This is a genomic window from Actinomadura graeca (genome assembly GCF_019175365.1).
In the GTDB taxonomy this organism is placed as follows: Bacteria; Actinomycetota; Actinomycetes; order Streptosporangiales; family Streptosporangiaceae; genus Spirillospora; species Spirillospora graeca.
The window spans coordinates 7,453,673-7,468,847 of sequence record NZ_CP059572.1 but is presented as its reverse complement, the minus strand read 5'-3'; the positions used below and the strand labels follow the sequence as shown (position 1 = coordinate 7,468,847).

Below are 15,175 nucleotides of genomic sequence, written 5' to 3'. Positions count from 1 at the left end.
CGTCTCCCGCCTCCCGCCGCGACCCGTGTTCGTCATGCCCTGAACCGCATCGAAAGGCGAAGTCATGGAACTGCCGGCACTCACGTGCTGCACCTGGCACATGGACGGCGACGTCGGCGTGCTCACCCTGAACCGCCCGGAGCGGCTCAACGCCATCGCCAACCGCGACATCGACGAGCTGGACCGCGTCATCATGCGGGCGGGCAAGGACCCCGGCGTGCGCGCGCTGGTGATCACCGGTGCGGGGCGCGGGTTCTGCTCGGGCGCGGACGTCAAGGAGTGGGCCGCCCGCTCCGACGCCGGCGAGGAGTCGTGGCCGGCGAAGATGCACCGCACGATCGCGCGGCTGTACTGGCTGCCGAAGCCGGTGGTGGCGGCGGTGAACGGGGTGGCGGCCGGGTCGGGCTTCGACATCGCGCTGACCGCCGACATGCGGTTCGCGTCGGCGTCCGCCCGGTTCGGGCAGGTCTACGCGCAGCGGGGCATCTGCCCGGACGCCGGCGGCTCCTACCTCCTCCCCCGGATCGTCGGGGAGACCCGCGCGGCCGAGCTGATCTACACCGGCCGCATCATCGACGCCGACGAGGCGCTGCGCATCGGCGTGGTGAGCGGGGTCGTGCCGCCGGAGAAGCTGATGGACCGCGCGCTGGACCAGGCGCGGACCTTCGCCGCCGGCCCGACCGTCGCGATCGGCGAGGCCAAGCAGAACATCCGGCTGGGCCACGGGATCGGCATCGAGGAGGCGCTGCGCAACGAGCAGCGCGGCGCCCGCATCTGCGCCGCCACCGAGGACAAGGCCGAGGGCCTGGCGGCGGCGATCGAGAAGCGCCGTCCCGTCTTCGTGGGGCGATGATGGCGGGGCTGACGAGCGGCCAGGCGACCGCACAGACGACAGGGCACGCGACGGGGCAGGCGGGCGGGCAGGCGGGGCACCGCCTCGACCGGCTCTTCCGGCCCGGGAGCGTCGCGGTCGTCGGCGCCTCCCCCAAGGGCGGGTACGGGCTGCGGACGCTGCGCAACACGCGCGGCGCCGGGTTCGAGGGACGCCTGTACGCCGTCCACCCGACGCGCGCCGAGGTCGACGGGGTGCGCGCCTACCCGTCGCTGAGCGACCTGCCCGAGGTGCCCGACGCGGTGGCCGCCGCGATCCCCGCGCCCGGGATCCCGGCGCTGGCGGCGGAGGCGGCCGGGCTCGGCGCGGGCTCCATGGTCGTGTACGGCGCCGGGTTCGCCGAGCGGGACGCGGCGGGCCGCCGCCTCCAGGACGAGCTGGTCGCCGCCGCCGGCGGCCGGCTGCCGCTGATCGGGCCCAACTGCCTCGGCGTGGCCAGCTTCCGCGGCCGCGCCGCCCTCTGGGGCATCGAGCTGCCGCTCCTGCACGCCGGCGGCGACGGGGTCGTGGCGCTGGCGGCGCAGAGCGGCAACATGGCGCTGACCACGATGCTCTCCGGGCGGCTCCCGTCGGTCGCCTACGGGGTGTCCGCAGGCAACCAGGCCGTCCTCGACCTGTCGGACTGCCTGGAGTACTTCCTCACCGACCCCGGCGTGCGGGTCGTGTGCCTCGTCCTGGAGGGCCTGTCCGACCTGGCGCGGTTCCGTGCCCTGGCGGAGCGGGCGGCGGAGCTCGACGTCGCGGTCGTCGCGTTGAAGGTGGGGCGCTCGGCCGGCGGCGAGGCCGCGACCGTCGCGCACACCGGCACGCTGGCCGGGCGGGACGCCGCGTACGAGGCGCTGTTCCGGCAGACCGGCGTGCACCGCGCCGACGACCTCGACGAGATGGTCGCGCTGTGCTCGCTGCTGGCCGCGCCGCGCAGGCCGCGCGGCGCCTCCGCCGCCGTCTTCGCCAGCTCGGGCGGCGAGTGCGGGCTGGTCGCCGACCTCGCGGAGGACACCGGCGTGCGGCTGGCGGATCTCGACGCCGCCGCCGAGACCGCGCTGGCCGCCGTGCTGCCGCCGTCGATGGCGGTGCGCAACCCCCTGGACCTCGGCGCGAACGCGTGGGGCGACCGGGACGCCTACCGCGCCGCCGCGCTCGCGATGGGCGGCGCGCCGGGCGTGGACGTGGTCGCGTTCGCGGGCGACGCGCCCACGCACTCCGAGCCGCTGGACGAGGTCGGCTGGCCGGAAATGATCGAGGGCGCGGGCGAGGCCGCCGCCTCATTGGACGTGCCGGTCGTGCTGATGACGACGACCACCGACGTCACCCCGGGCCTGACCGCGCTCGCCCGGCGGAACGGCGTCGTCCTGCTGGCGGGGGTGCGGCCCGCGCTGCGGGCCATCGCGCTGGCGGGCGCGCCGCGTCCGGTGGCGCGCCGCACGGGGCCGGGCGCCGTGCCCGCCGCCGACCCGGAGAGGCGCCGCCGGGCCACCGCGATCCTGGGGGCGCCCGGCGCGGCGCGTCACGGGACGCCACTGCCCGAGTGGGAGGGCAAGCGCCTGCTGTCGCTGTACGGGGTGCGGTCGCCGGCCGGGGGCGTCGCGGCGGACGCCGGCACCGCCGCCGGGATCGCCGCCCGCATCGGCTACCCGGTCGTGTGCAAGGTCCACGCGCCCGGCATCGCCCACAAGTCCGACATCGGCGGCGTGGAGGTCGGGCTGGACGGCGAGGAGGCCCTCCGCGGCGCCTTCCACCGCATCATGCGCCGCGCCGCCGCGGCCCTCGACGGCCCCGCCGGCCGGGGCGGTCTCACGGACCGGGACGGGGACCGGCCGCCGCCGGGGGTGCTCGTCGAGCGGATGGCGGGCCCCGGCACCGAGCTGATCGTCGGCGGCCGCAACGACGCCGCCGGGTCGCTGGTGGTCATCGGCGCCGGGGGCGTCCTCACCGAGCTGCTCGGCGACTCCGCGGCGCTGCTCTGGCCGTTCGGGCGCGAGGACGTGCTGGCCGCGCTCGGGCGGCTGCGGATCGGCGCCCTGCTCCGCGGCCACCGGGGGTCGCCCGCGGCCGACACCGAGGCGCTCGCCCGCACGGCCGTCCAGGTGGGACGGCTGCTGGCCGAGCTGCCCGAGGTCGCCGAGATCGACGTCAACCCGCTGCTGTGCGGGCCAGGGGACGAGGGGTGCCTGGCGCTGGACGCGCTGGTCGTCCCCGCCCGGCCGGGCGGCGCATCCGAACAGACCGGGGCATCCGGACAGACCGGGGCATCCGGACAGACCGGGATATCCGGACAGGCCGGGAGAGGACGGCAGGACTGATGGACTTCACGATCCCCGACCACCTCGTGGAGTTCCGCGAGACGGTCCGCAGGTTCACCGAGACGGAGCTGATCCCCCACGAGGACTACGTGGAGGAGCACGACGGCCTGCCCGAGGACGTCGAGCGCCGGATCCGGGAGCGGGCCCGCGCCATCGGGCTGAACTCGATGGGCATGCCCGAGGAGGTCGGCGGGGCGGGCCTGGACGTGCTGTCCCAGGTCCTGGTGACCGAGGAGCTGTTCCGCGCGCTCGGCGGCGTCGCCGAGGCCGTCCCGACGACGCCCGGTGTGCTGCTGGCCTGCGAGGGCGAGCAGCGCGAGCGGTTCCTCGTCCCGTGCGTCCGCGGCGACCTCCAGTGGTGCTTCGCGCTGACCGAGCCGGACACCGGCTCGGACGCCGCGGGCATCACCACCCGCGCCGAGCTCCGCGACGGCTCCTGGGTGATCAACGGCCGCAAGCGATTCATCAGCCACGCCGACTCGGCGGACTTCGCCATCGTCTTCGCGCTCACCCACCCGGACCGCGAGCAGGACCGGATCACCGCGTTCCTCGTGGAGAAGGGCACGCCCGGGTTCGCCGTCGGGCAGCTCCACAAGACGATGGGCCACCGGGGCTACCGGCAGGCCGAGCTGGTCTTCGACGACTGCGCCGTCCCGGAGGCGAACGTGCTCGGCGAGCCCGGACGCGGCTTCGGCATCGCCCGCGGCGGGCTGAGCAGCGGGCGGATCATGACCGCCGCCCGGTGCCTCGGCCCGATGGCGCGGCTCATCGACGACGGCGTCGCATGGGCCGGGCAGCGCGTGCAGTTCGGCCGCCCGATCGCCGACTACCAGGCGATCCAGTTCATGCTCGCCGACTGCGCCACCGACCTGCACGCCGCGCGCCTGATGACCTACAACGCGGCCTGGGCCGCCGACCAGGGCGAGGCGCCCAAGGTGGTGCACGCCCGGGCGTCCGCCGCGAAGCTGTTCGCCAGCGAGGCGCTCGGCCGCGTCGCCGACCGGGTGCTGCAGATCTTCGGCGGCACCGGCTACATGAACGAGACCTTCGTCGAGCGCGCCTACCGCAACGCGCGGATCGAGCGGATCTGGGAGGGCACCTCCGAGATCCAGCGCATCATCATCGCCCGCCACCTGCTCAAACGCGGCATGTTCCGCTGACCCGCCCGCCCGCCCTCGCGTCCCGCCCGAAGCCCGGTCACCAGCCGATCCCCGCGCCCACCCCACGAAGGACGACCGACCATGAAGATCTCCGGCAGTCACCCAGGTCCCTCACTCTCCCGCCGCGGCGTCCTCAAGGGCGGCGCCCTCCTCGCGGGCGGCCTCGCCGCCGCGCCGGTCCTCGGCGCGTGCGGCGGCGGCTCCGGCGGCGGAGGCGGCGGCAAGCGCGTCGTGGTCGCCGACTGGGGCGGCGCGCTCGTCGAGGCCGAGAAGAAGTACATCTTCGAGCCGTTCAGCAAGGAGACCGGCATCGAGGTCGTCGTCGCGGGCCCGCCGACCGGCGCCAAGATCAAGGCGATGGTCGACACCGGGAACATCGAGTGGGACCTCATCGCCGGCGGGCCGGGCACGGTCCTGCCGATCGGACGGAACTACTTCGAGCAGCTGCCCGATTCGCTGCTCAACATCCCCGGCATCGACCCGTCCTACGTGGACAAGAACTGGCTCACCTACTACCTGTTCTCGGTCGTCATGGCCTGGAACACCTCGGTGCTCGGCGAGGGGAAGAAGCTGACGGGCTGGGCCGACTTCTGGGACACCCAGAAGTTCCCGGGACGGCGGTCGCTGCGCGGCGCCGACAACGGCGTCCCCCCGGACATGGAGTTCGCGGTCCTCGCCGACGGCGTCGACACGAAGGCGGTGTACCCCCTCGACATCGACCGCGCGTTCCGCAGCTTCGGCCGGATCAAGGGCCAGGTCCCGCAGTGGTGGGTGTCGGGGGCGCAGCCCGGCCAGATGCTCGTCAGCAAGCAGGTGGCCGCCACCAGCATCTTCTCCGGCCGCATCGGCGAGCTGAAGAAGAAGGGCGCGCCACTGGACTTCACCTGGAACGGCGGCATGTTCGAGCTCGCGAGCTGGTCGGTCGTCAAGGGCGCCCCGAACAGGGAGAACGCGTTCAAGCTGATCGAGTACTCCGTCCGGCCCCAGGTGCAGGCGACGGTCTGGAGCAAGTACCCCAACGGCCCGGCGAACTCCAAGGCCCTGGAGCTGATGGACAAGGAGTTCGCGAAGACGCTGCCGTCCCACCCGGCGAACCTGGAGGTGCAGTTCCTCCAGAACAGCGAGTGGTGGGGCCAGAACCGCGACACCGTCCTGAAGCGGTTCCAGGCGTTCGCCAAGTCCTGACCGGCCCGACGGCTCGCCCGTCCCACCACCGCGGCGCGCGTCGGCGCACGCGGCACCGCACGCATCGAGGAGAACCCTGTGGAATCACTGGCAGGCCGCGCCTTTCTCGTCACCGGAGGCGGCACCGGCATAGGCGCGGCCACCGCCCTCCGCCTCGCCGGGCTCGGTGCGTCGGTGACCGTGGTGGGGCGCCGGAAGGAGCCCCTGGAGACGGTCGCCGCCGAGGTGGCGCGCCGGGGCGGCGACGCCCTGGCGCACACCGCGGACGTCCGCGACCCGGACGCCGTCGACGCTGCCGTCGAGGCCGCGGTCGACCGGTTCGGCCGGATCGACGGGCTGGTCAACAACGCCGCCGGCAACTTCGTGGCGGCCGCCGAGGACCTGTCGCCGAACGGCTGGCGCGCGGTCGTCGACATCGTCCTCAACGGCACGTGGAACTGCACGTCGGCGGTCGCCCGGAGGCTGATCGACACGGGGCGGCCCGGCTCGTTCGTCAACGTGGTCGCGACGTACGCCTGGACGGGCCACCCCGGCACCGTGCACAGCGCCGCCGCCAAGGCCGGCGTCGTCACCATGACCCGGACCCTGGCGGTGGAGTGGGCGCGGTACGGCATCCGGCTCAACTGCATCGCCCCCGGCCCCACCGAGACCGACGGGGCGGGCAGCGCGCTGTGGGCCGCGCCGGAGGACCGGGAGCGGGTCGTGTCGTCGGTGCCGCTGCGCCGCTTCGCTGGCGCCGAGGAGATCGGGGACCTGACCGGCTTCCTGCTGAGCGACCGCGCCGGGTACGTCACCGGCGCGGTCCTCACCGCCGACGGCGGGCAGTCACTCGGGCGGCAGGTCTACGGCCCGCCCATCGGGGACGGGGCCGTGGCCCGGGGCTGACGGCCCGGCGGGGAAGCCGGGCAGCCCCGGCTCGGGGCGCACGCCGAGGGCGTTCAGGGTCACCGCGACCGTCCAGTAGCGGCCGACGACGGCGATCAGGTCGATGACCTGGGCGTCGTCGTAGACCCGCGTCAGGGCCGCCCACGTGGCGTCAGAGAGCCGGGCGTCGTCGTGCAGCTCGTCCACGGCCCGCAGCAGGACGGCCTGGAACGCCGTCCAGCCCTCGGCGTCCGGGCCGAGCGGGACGCGCCCGACCTCCTCGCCGGTCAGCCCGGCGGCACGCCCCATCCGGGTGTGCTGGCCGAACGCGTACTCCGAGCCGCGGCGCCACGCCACGCGCAGGATCGCCAGCTCGCGGTCGCGGGCGGGCAACGGCGACCCTTGGAGCAGGTACTCCTGGAGGGGCCGCTGCGCCTTCATCAGGCCGGGGGCGCGCGCCCACGTCCGGGAGACGTGGGCGGTGCCGGTCAGGGCGCCGTCGCCGAACAGCTCGCGTTCGAGCCGGTGGTACTCCTCGACGGGGACCGGCGGGATGCGGGGCTCGGCGGCGCTCATGGGACATCGTGCCCGACCGTCGCGCGGACACGCCCGTCCGGGCCGCGGTCCACGCCGACGACGGTGGGGATGGGGAAGTGCGGCGCGAGGATCACCGCCCCCCGGTCCGCGGCGAGCGCCGCGATCCGCTCGCGGCTCCGCACCGACCGGGCCGGGTCGTGGTCGATCGACGGCAGCCAGCAGGGGTGCTCCACATGCACGGGATGGTGGACGAGGTCGCCGGCGAGGATCGCCATCCGGCCCCCGGACTCGACGGCGACCGACACATGCCCCGGCGTGTGGCCGTGCGTGGGCAGGACGGTCACCTCGTCCGACAGCTCCAGCCCCCCGTCGAAGGGGCGCAGCAGGCCCGCGTCCGCGACGGCCTCCAGCCGCGGGCGCACCGCGTCGGCCATGACGCGGTTGGTGGGGATCGCGTCCACCTCGTCGCCCGTCCAGTACGCCAGTTCCCGCTCGTTGACGTGGACGGCCGCGTTCGGGAACGTGAGCGTGCCGTCATCGTCCTTGATGAGCCAGCCGCAATGGTCGGCGTGCAGGTGCGTCTGGACGATCCGGTCGACGTCTTCCGGCCCGATGCCGAGCGCGGCCAGCCGGGCGGGCATCTCGCCCGCGCCCGTCATGCCGGGTTTCTCGGCCGCGCGGTGGCCCCAGCCGGTGTCGACGAGGGTGACGTGGCCGTCGCCCGTCACCGCGAACCCCCCGAACGTCATCGTGAACGGGGTGTCGGGGTCGGTGACGCCCACGGCGGGCATCCACTCCCCCGGTTCCGCCCCGGTGAACCAGTAGCGGCGCGGTCCCCGCGCCACCCCGTCGCTGACGTGCGAGATCCTCATGCGCCCGATGTCCACCGTGGCCGACGTCCCGGAAGGCACGCGGCACCACCCCTCTCCGCTGTCGTCCTGCGCTGTCTTCCCCCGCCACCCACCCGGTCAGCCCGCCCGCCGGTATTTGGCCCGCCAGTGCACCCGCCGGCCCTCCCACGCCCGCGGCCCCGGCGTCAGCGCGGCGCCGGACGGCGAGCCCGCCGGCTCGGCGTCCTCCGCCTCGTAGACCGCGTTGTACCGGGGGCAGCCCGGCGCAGGGTGGGTGAACTCGTGCCAGAGCCGGAAGCGGGTGCCCCGGTCGTAGCCGAAGCCGGAGACGATCTCCGGCAGGTGCGTGCGGGTGTAGAAGTCGTCGAACTCCGCGACCTCGGCGTCCGTCGCGCCGGGCGCGGGATCCATGCCGATCATCGCGATCCGGCCGGGGACGAGGTCGTCCGGTCCCGTCGACCCGGTGTTGCGCCAGATCATCCGCCAGACGGTCGTCGCGCGGGTCCACGCGGGCGGGCCCGGGGAGTAGGTGACGCGTCCCTCGGCGGGGCCGCGAACGCGTGCGAGGAAGCGGCGCGCGGCGTCCTCGTCCTCGATGCCGTAGACCGCGAGCCAGTACGGGACCGGGGCCGTGCCCGCCGGGGGGTCGGTCAGCTCGTACCGGGCGGCGCTGACGAACCCGTCGTTGCGCTCGACGACCTCGGCGAGGTGCACGGTGTCGTAGAAGCCGGCGAACGCGCGCGTCTCCTCGGCGGTTTCGCCCGGCCGGGTGTCGAGCCCCACGGCGAAGAAGAACGGGCAGCTCAGCGGTTGTCTCCCCATGGGACGGTCGCCACCTCCACTCCGCAATGGTTCAGAATGAACCATGCAGTTCGAAGGGTAGCAACCGGCGGACCGGGCGCCATACGGCGGGGCCCCGGATACGGCGAGGCCCGCCGCGCCTCTAAAGGCACGGCGGGCCGTGAGCGCTCTTGCGGAGTCCCGCTACATCAGGTCTCGCCCTGGGGAGCGAGGCGGGGTCAGTGCCGGCCCGACCTGGCGCCGCGCGGCACCTCGCAACCGGGCCGGTTCAGGTCGAGCACGGTGCCGGGGGCGATGCACGTGGCGAGGTTGTAGGTCTGCTGGGCGTAGCCGATGTTCGAGCGGACGGTGACCTTGCCCGCCTCGTCCACCTCGCACGGGTTGTTGAGCGTGCAGCGGCCGCCGCTCTCGTTGATGGTGTTGTTGGCGCCGACGACCTTGCCGGTCCCCGCGTCGATGACCGGCGAGCCGGAGGTGCCGCCGATGACGTTGCAGGAGGACGTGTACCGCAGCGAGTCCTTCCACGTCCACTCGGCCTCGCGGACCCGGTAGGCGAATCCGTCCAGCTTGCAGGAGTAGATCCGCTTCCAGTACCCGGAGACCACGCGCAGGTCCGCGCCCGTGGTCGGGTGGTCGGTCTGCATCACCAGCGCCGGGGTGTTGTAGCTCTGCTTGATGGCGGCGTAGGTGGTGTTGAGCTTGTACAGCGCGGCGTCCGTGTCGGTCATCGTCGCGTACAGCACCGTGGTCGCGCGCAGGGTGGCGAGCGTGCGCTGGCCGGAGGAGTCCAGGAGGCTGAACGTCCGGCTGGACGAACGGTTCGTGATCACCTGGCCCGCGCCCGGCTCACCGCCCTCCCAGCAGTGGCCGTTGGTGAGCACCATCGCGGGGTCGGTGTCGGCGGCGGTGGGGGTGCGCACCAGGGAGCCCGAACAGTTGTTGAGCGCGACGATGCTGGTGAAGTCGATGGCGGCCTTGGGCGGCGCCGGGACGGGCGGCGCCGCCGACGCCATGGTGGCGGCGGCGGTCACCGTCGACGCACCGATCACCGCGGCCGCGATCACGCCGAGAAGGCGTCTGGACATGGCGGGGGGTCCTCTCGATGGGGGTAGACGAGCAGGCTGGGAGGACGTGGGGCTACACCGGTGCCGCGTCACGGTCCGACATCGTCCACTCCGGCGCGATGGTAGCCGCGAACCCGCCGGTCGAGAAGACCGGCTTCAACCGACCTGCGAAGACTCCCCGGATTTGGCACGCATTGCCTATCCGCCCCCGGAACCGGGCGGAGGCGGGACGGCGGTCGGTGGGGCGGGCGGGACTCGAACCCGCGACCCGAAGATTATGAGTCTCCTGCTCTGACCAGCTGAGCTACCGCCCCCGTGGCCCGTCCCGGCGGCTACCGTCGGCGGCCGGGGGCGTGCCGCGTGTCATCTTAGCGGCGGGCCATCGGCCGGGGCCACCGACAAAAGGGACCGCTTCGGCCCCGGGAATCACTCTGGAGGACGAGGAGAATCAGACCTCCTGCCGAGTGACGGCGAGATGACCCGTCGGTAGTGTCCGGCGTATGTCACGACGCTTCCTCGCCCTCGCCCCCGTGCTGCTCGCGCTGGTGGCGGCCACCGCCTGTGACAGAGGCGGGTCCGGGCCGGCCAAGGCCGACTTCGACGCCGCGGGGACGCTGCGGCAGGCGTCGGCGGCGATGGCGGCGGTGACGAGTGTCGGGCTCACGATGGACTCGGAGGGCGAGCCGCCGGTCTCCGTGCGGGGCGGCGACATGAAGCTGCTGCGCAACGGGGACGCGCAGGGGACGCTGACGATGCGGCAGTCCGGGATGAACGTGGAGATGAAGGTCGTCGCGTCCGGGAGCAGCGTGTACCTCGACGCCGGGACGGGCGGCTGGCAGAAGGTGCCGCGGGCGCTGGCGGCGCTGAAGTACGACCCGTCGGCGGTGCTGGATCCGGAGCGGGGCATCGCGGGGCTGCTCGGCTCGCTCCAGGCGCCGAAGGCGGAGGCCGTCGAGAAGGTGGACGGCAAGGAGGCGTACCGGGTGGCGGCCCGGCTGCCGAAGGACCGCGTGAAGGGCCTGCTCCCGGGCGTCGAGACCGACGTCGACGGGAAGGTGTGGGTGCGCAAGGCGGACGGAAGGCTCGTCAAGGTGCGGGGGACGTTCCCCGGCGGCAAGGGCACGGTGGTGGTCGCGTTCACCGAGTTCGACGTCCCCTACAAGATCAGCGCGCCGAAGTGAGCGGACGGCGGCGCGTCGCGGTCGGGGCCGGCGGGGCGGTGGTGCTCCTCGCCGCGCTGGACGCCTACGTCGTCACGACGATCCTGGTCCCGGTGATCAAGGATCTCGGGATCCCGGTCAACCGGCTGGAGCGGCTGACGCCCGTCCTGAGCGGGTTCCTGCTGGGGTACGTGGCGGCCATGCCGCTGCTCGGGCAGCTGTCCGACCGCTTCGGGCGGCGGCCGGTGCTCCAGGCGTGCCTGTTCGTTTTCGGCGCGGGGTCGGTCGTCACGGCGCTCGCGCAGGACGTGCCGGTCCTGACGGCGGGGCGCGTCGTGCAGGGGGTCGCGGGCGGCGCGCTGCTGCCGGTGACGATGGCGCTGGCCGGGGACCTGTGGGGGGAACGCCAGCGTCCGGTCGTGCTCGGCGCGGTCGGCGCGGCGCAGGAGCTGGGCAGCGTCCTCGGGCCGCTGTACGGGGCGGGGGTGGCCGCGGCGCTGGACTGGCGGGCGATCTTCTGGATCAACGTGCCGCTCGTCGCGGCCGCGATGGCGGCGGTGCGGTACGCGGTGCCGGGCGAACGGGTGCCGGGCGGACGGGGGCCGGGTGGGCCGGGGCGGGGCCCGCGGCCCGGCGTGGACGTCGTCGGCGGGCTGCTGCTGGCGCTCGGATTGAGCCTGCTCGTCGTGGGCGTGTACAACCCGGAGCCCGCGGAGTCGGCGCTGCCGCCGTGGGGGCCGCCGCTGCTGGGCGCGGGCGGGCTGGCGCTGGCCGGGTTCGTGGCCTGGGAGGTCCGGGCGCGGACGCGGCTGCTGGACCTCGGCGGCGTCCGGCGCGGGCCGCTGCTGGCGACGCTGGGCGTGAGCATGCTGTCGGGCGCGGCGCTGATGGTGACGCTGGTCGACGTGGTGCTGGTGGCGAAGACGCTGCTGGACAAGGACTCGGTGGACGGCGCGCTGGTCCTGACGCGGTTCCTCGTGGCGCTGCCGGTCGCGGCCGTGATCGGCGGCCTGGCCGCGCGGCGCGTCGGGGAGCGGTGGCCGATGGCGGCGGGGATGGCGGTCGCGGCGGCGGGGTACCTGCTGATCGCCGGGTGGCCGGCCGACCTGGAGGGCGCGTCCTACGGGCCGCTGCCGCGGATGGACACCGACCTCGTGGTGACGGGCCTCGGGCTCGGGCTGGTGATCGCGCCGGTGTCGTCGGCGGTGCTCGGGCTCGTCCCGGCCGCGCGGCACGGCACGGCGTCGGCGGCCGTGGTGGTGGCGCGGATGATGGGGATGCTGCTCGGCGTCTCGGCCCTCACCGCGTGGGGCCTGCACCGGTTCCACGCGCTGACGGCGGACCTCAGGCCGCCGCTGCCGTTCGGGATCGCCGACGAGGAGTTCGGGCGGCGCCTCGCCGTCTACAACGCCGCCGTGCGGGAGGCGCTGCGCACCGAGTACCGGGAGATCTTCCTGATCACCGCGGCGATGTGCCTGGCGGGGGCGGTGCTCGCGCTGGCCGTGGGGACGCGGCGGGACGACCCGGAGCCGTCCGCGGCGTCGGAGGAGAGCCTGCTTTCCACGGGATGACGCGCGTGCCCAGGGGGGCGGACGCCGTTTCCGCCGCCATGGCGACCGACCGATTACGGCCATCACACCGGTATAACGACCCAGTTCGGGGAAGGATTCGGTCACAGACCATGTGCCGATCAACGAACTCGGGAATATCCTGGGAAATGTAGGCTAAAGAAGCCTCTTGCCGGGAGGGCACTCCCCGGGGAGGTGACACGGATGCGCAGGTTCGGCATCGGCTGCGGAGGCAGGCCGCTCGCACGGCTGCGCCGGCGGCTCGGGCTGGAGCGCAGCGAGCTGCGCCGGCGGGTCGACCGCGTCCAGCGCCTGGTCGCGCTCGGGCTGCTCGCGCTGCTGCTCGCCACGGCCCCGCCGCTCGCCGCCTGGGCGTGCGGCTGGTCCTACGACTCGGGCGTGCGGGCCGAGCGGGCCGAGCGGGCCGCCCGCCACCAGGTCGTGGCCACCGTGACCTCCACCGGCGGCATCGGGTCGGCCGGTGACCGCTACATCCACGAGACCGTCCAGGCCACCTGGCCCGGCCCGGACGGCAAGCCCCGCGCGGGGACGCTGCCGAGCTGGAAGAACGCCAAGGCCGGCGCCCAGCGGACGATCTGGGTCGACCGCGACGCCGAGCCGACCGTCCGCCCCCGCCCGCACAGCCGCACCGTGACCGACGCCGCCTACGCGTCCGCCGCGACCGTCCTCGGCCTGTCGATGCCGCTGCTGCTGGTGTACGCGCTCGTCCGGCGGCGCTGCGACCGGTACCGCGACGAGATGTGGGAGGCCGAGTGGGCCCGGATGGACGCGGACGCCAATCCCCGCTCCTGACCCGCGGGCCCAGGGCCGCCGCCGGGCGCTGAGGCACCCGCCGCGTCCGCGCGTCCTCGGCGGCGGCCGTCAGTCCTCGGCGACGAGGCGGGCGGCGATCCTGTCGAGGGCCGCGAGGTCCTCGGGCGACAGCGCGTACAGGGCGGGGGGCGGCGTGTCGAGGATGCGCTGGGCCTCCGCGGCCGCGGCCCGCCCGGCCGGGGTCACCGAGACGATCTTCGAGCGGCGGTCGGCGCGGTTGGGGGTGCGCTCGACCAGCCCCCGCTCGACCAGGTCGTCCACCACGAGCGTCGTGTAGGGGCGGTCGGTGAGCAGTTCCTCGGCCAGGTCGCGCAGCGTCATCGGCCCGGCGGCGAGGCGCCGCAGGGCCCTGATCCGGGCGAAGCTCATCCCGAGCGCCTCGGTGGCCTCGTGCCGGCGGTCGCCCCGCTCGTGCAGCAGGATGCGCAGGTTGTGCCAGGCGCGGGCGGCCGGGTGGGGCTCGGTCATCGGGTGCTCGCTCCGCTCACGGGGTGCCGCTCGGGCCCGGTCTCGAACAGGGCGGACACGCGCGCGGCGCTGCGGGCGGCGCGGCGTCCTGTGGTGAGGGTGCCGAGCACGAGCACGGCGGCGGCGCACCCGGCGAGGACCCAGTATGCCGGGCGCGCGGCGCCGACGAAGCGGGACGCGGCGTCCGGCCCCGGGCCCGTCCCCGCCGCGAGGACGGCGCCGATCACCGCGACGCCGAGCGCCTGCCCGACCTGGCGGCTGGTGGAGGCGACGGCCGCCGCGACGCCCGCCTGGGCGCGCGGCATCCCCGACACGGCGGTGTTGGTGATCGGCGCGTTGACCATCCCGAACCCGAGCCCGAACAGCACGTACGCGGTGAACAGCGACACGGTGCCGGTCTCGGCGTCGAACAGCGCGAACATCAGCCCGCTGGCGAGCATCGCCGCACCGGCGATCTGCAGCGGCAGCCGGGGGCCGCGGGCGCCGACCAGGCGGCCCGACAGCGGCCCGAAGGCGGCGGTCATGACGGCCATGGGCAGCAGGAACAGGCCGGCGCGCAGCGCCGACAGGCCCCGCACGTTCTGCAGGTAGAGCGCGTTGACGAACAGGAACCCGGCGAGGGCGGCGAACCCGCAGACGGCGATGACGGTGGCGCCGGAGAACGGGACGCTGCGGAAGAACCGCAGGTCGATGAGCGGCTCGGCGGCCCGCCGCGCATGGGCGACGAACGCGGCGAGCGCGGCGGCGGCGACCAGGGCGCCCCCCGCCACGGCAGGCGAGGTCCACCCCGTCCCGGGCGCCTCGATGATCGCGAAGGTCAGCGACGCGAGCGTGACGATCATCAGGCCCTGTCCCAGCGGGTCGACGCGGCGCGGGCGCGGCGCGCGCGATTCGGGGACGAACAGGGCCGTCAGCACCAGCGCCGCCGCCCCGATCGGCAGGTTGAGCCAGAAGATCGCCCGCCATCCGACGGAGTCGACGAGCAGGCCGCCGGCCAGCGGGCCCAGGGCCATGCTCAGCCCGACGACCCCGCCCCACACCCCGATGGCGCGGGCGCGCTCGCGCGGCCCGGTGAACACGTTCGTGATGATCGACATCGCGACCGGGTTGAGCATGGACCCGCCGACGGCCTGGACGACGCGCGCGGCGACCAGCCATCCCAGGGACGGCGCGAGGCTGCACAGCACCGACCCGGTGACGAACAGCGCGAGGCCGGTCTGGAAGACCCGGCGCCGCCCGATCCGGTCGCCGGTGGACCCGGAGAGGATCAGCAGCGAGGCCAGCGTGATCAGGTACGCGTCGATCGTCCACTGGAGGCCGGGCAGCGACGCGTGGAAGTCGCGCTGCAACGCGGGCAGCGCGACGTTGAGGATCGTGTTGTCGATGCTGACGATCAGCAGGCTCAGGCAGCAGATGCCCAGCACCAGCAGCCGGCGGCGGGGGGACAGGTCCGGCAAGGTGCCTCCAATGGTTATATGGATACAACCA

Annotated in this window: 14 protein-coding genes and 1 tRNA gene; 8 read left to right on the top strand and 7 right to left on the bottom strand. The window is 74.5% G+C overall.

Annotated features, from left to right (window positions below):
• Positions 1-64 precede the first annotated feature (64 nt).
• From AGRA3207_RS33190 to AGRA3207_RS33170, 5 genes are all read left to right on the top strand, one after another.
• Positions 65-853, top strand: a complete 789-nt coding sequence (locus AGRA3207_RS33190; RefSeq protein WP_231331064.1) for an enoyl-CoA hydratase/isomerase family protein — start codon at positions 65-67, stop codon at positions 851-853.
• Entirely contained in the window at positions 853-3,195 is a 2,343-nt protein-coding gene (locus tag AGRA3207_RS33185; protein WP_231331063.1) for an acetate--CoA ligase family protein, read from the top strand. The genes AGRA3207_RS33190 and AGRA3207_RS33185 overlap by 1 nt, the downstream gene beginning before the upstream one ends.
• Positions 3,195-4,355, top strand: a complete 1,161-nt coding sequence (locus tag AGRA3207_RS33180) for an acyl-CoA dehydrogenase family protein (RefSeq protein ID WP_231331062.1) — start codon at positions 3,195-3,197, stop codon at positions 4,353-4,355. Before AGRA3207_RS33185 ends, AGRA3207_RS33180 begins: the two co-directional genes overlap by 1 nt.
• Before the next feature lie 81 nt (positions 4,356-4,436).
• A complete protein-coding gene (locus AGRA3207_RS33175) occupies positions 4,437-5,540 on the top strand; it encodes an ABC transporter substrate-binding protein (protein WP_231331061.1) in 1,104 nt (367 codons plus the stop codon).
• A gap of 78 nt (positions 5,541-5,618) precedes the next feature.
• Positions 5,619-6,425 carry an SDR family oxidoreductase gene (locus AGRA3207_RS33170; RefSeq protein ID WP_231331060.1) on the top strand — a complete coding sequence of 269 codons (807 nt, stop codon included), beginning with the start codon at positions 5,619-5,621 and terminating at the stop codon, positions 6,423-6,425.
• Here AGRA3207_RS33170 and AGRA3207_RS33165 read toward each other — a convergent pair.
• From AGRA3207_RS33165 to AGRA3207_RS33145, 5 genes are all read right to left on the bottom strand, one after another.
• The gene (locus AGRA3207_RS33165) at positions 6,366-6,980 is read right to left on the bottom strand and encodes a carboxymuconolactone decarboxylase family protein (RefSeq protein WP_231331059.1); all 615 of its coding nucleotides are present in this window, start codon (positions 6,978-6,980) and stop codon (positions 6,366-6,368) included. The two genes, AGRA3207_RS33170 and AGRA3207_RS33165, sit on opposite strands and share 60 nt — an antisense overlap.
• Positions 6,977-7,813: an MBL fold metallo-hydrolase gene (locus AGRA3207_RS33160; protein ID WP_231331058.1), complete on the bottom strand. Its 837-nt coding sequence runs from the start codon at positions 7,811-7,813 to the stop codon at positions 6,977-6,979. The genes AGRA3207_RS33165 and AGRA3207_RS33160 overlap by 4 nt, the downstream gene beginning before the upstream one ends.
• Before the next feature lie 96 nt (positions 7,814-7,909).
• Positions 7,910-8,614, bottom strand: a complete 705-nt coding sequence (locus AGRA3207_RS33155) for a hypothetical protein (protein WP_231331057.1) — start codon at positions 8,612-8,614, stop codon at positions 7,910-7,912.
• Positions 8,615-8,811: 197 nt separating this feature from the next.
• Positions 8,812-9,678 (bottom strand): S1 family peptidase, encoded by an 867-nt coding sequence (locus AGRA3207_RS33150; RefSeq protein ID WP_231331056.1) that lies wholly within the window; start codon positions 9,676-9,678, stop codon positions 8,812-8,814.
• A 219-nt stretch (positions 9,679-9,897) separates the two neighbouring features.
• Positions 9,898-9,971 (bottom strand) — tRNA-Ile (locus AGRA3207_RS33145).
• 186 nt (positions 9,972-10,157) lie between these two features.
• Here AGRA3207_RS33145 and AGRA3207_RS33140 point away from each other — a divergent pair.
• The 3 genes from AGRA3207_RS33140 to AGRA3207_RS33130 all read left to right on the top strand — a co-directional run bounded on the left by AGRA3207_RS33140 (position 10,158) and on the right by AGRA3207_RS33130 (position 13,198).
• On the top strand, positions 10,158-10,838 hold the full coding sequence (locus AGRA3207_RS33140; RefSeq protein WP_231331055.1) for an LppX_LprAFG lipoprotein: 681 nt from the start codon (positions 10,158-10,160) through the stop codon (positions 10,836-10,838).
• Positions 10,835-12,388: an MFS transporter gene (locus AGRA3207_RS33135; RefSeq protein ID WP_231331054.1), complete on the top strand. Its 1,554-nt coding sequence runs from the start codon at positions 10,835-10,837 to the stop codon at positions 12,386-12,388. Before AGRA3207_RS33140 ends, AGRA3207_RS33135 begins: the two co-directional genes overlap by 4 nt.
• A gap of 201 nt (positions 12,389-12,589) precedes the next feature.
• Positions 12,590-13,198 (top strand): Rv1733c family protein, encoded by a 609-nt coding sequence (locus tag AGRA3207_RS33130; protein WP_231331053.1) that lies wholly within the window; start codon positions 12,590-12,592, stop codon positions 13,196-13,198.
• Positions 13,199-13,267: 69 nt separating this feature from the next.
• Here AGRA3207_RS33130 and AGRA3207_RS33125 read toward each other — a convergent pair whose 3' ends face one another.
• Positions 13,268-13,687 (bottom strand): MarR family winged helix-turn-helix transcriptional regulator, encoded by a 420-nt coding sequence (locus tag AGRA3207_RS33125; protein ID WP_231331052.1) that lies wholly within the window; start codon positions 13,685-13,687, stop codon positions 13,268-13,270.
• Complete coding sequence (locus tag AGRA3207_RS33120; RefSeq protein WP_231331051.1) at positions 13,684-15,144, bottom strand: MFS transporter; 1,461 nt, start codon at positions 15,142-15,144, stop codon at positions 13,684-13,686. Before AGRA3207_RS33120 ends, AGRA3207_RS33125 begins: the two co-directional genes overlap by 4 nt.
• Between the last annotated feature and the right edge of the window lie 31 nt (positions 15,145-15,175).

Excerpts from the sequence above, each read along its gene's own strand:
- AGRA3207_RS33180 (WP_231331062.1), top strand. The coding sequence starts at position 3,195 with ATGGACTTCACGATCCCCGACCACCTCGTGGAGTTCCGCGAGACGGTC.
- AGRA3207_RS33150 (WP_231331056.1), bottom strand. The coding sequence starts at position 9,678 with ATGTCCAGACGCCTTCTCGGCGTGATCGCGGCCGCGGTGATCGGTGCG.
- AGRA3207_RS33165 (WP_231331059.1), bottom strand. The coding sequence starts at position 6,980 with ATGAGCGCCGCCGAGCCCCGCATCCCGCCGGTCCCCGTCGAGGAGTAC.
- AGRA3207_RS33155 (WP_231331057.1), bottom strand. The coding sequence starts at position 8,614 with ATGGGGAGACAACCGCTGAGCTGCCCGTTCTTCTTCGCCGTGGGGCTC.
- AGRA3207_RS33125 (WP_231331052.1), bottom strand. The coding sequence starts at position 13,687 with ATGACCGAGCCCCACCCGGCCGCCCGCGCCTGGCACAACCTGCGCATC.
- AGRA3207_RS33160 (WP_231331058.1), bottom strand. The coding sequence starts at position 7,813 with ATGAGGATCTCGCACGTCAGCGACGGGGTGGCGCGGGGACCGCGCCGC.
- AGRA3207_RS33185 (WP_231331063.1), top strand. The coding sequence starts at position 853 with ATGGCGGGGCTGACGAGCGGCCAGGCGACCGCACAGACGACAGGGCAC.
- AGRA3207_RS33190 (WP_231331064.1), top strand. The coding sequence starts at position 65 with ATGGAACTGCCGGCACTCACGTGCTGCACCTGGCACATGGACGGCGAC.
- AGRA3207_RS33140 (WP_231331055.1), top strand. The coding sequence starts at position 10,158 with ATGTCACGACGCTTCCTCGCCCTCGCCCCCGTGCTGCTCGCGCTGGTG.
- AGRA3207_RS33175 (WP_231331061.1), top strand. The coding sequence starts at position 4,437 with ATGAAGATCTCCGGCAGTCACCCAGGTCCCTCACTCTCCCGCCGCGGC.
- AGRA3207_RS33130 (WP_231331053.1), top strand. The coding sequence starts at position 12,590 with ATGCGCAGGTTCGGCATCGGCTGCGGAGGCAGGCCGCTCGCACGGCTG.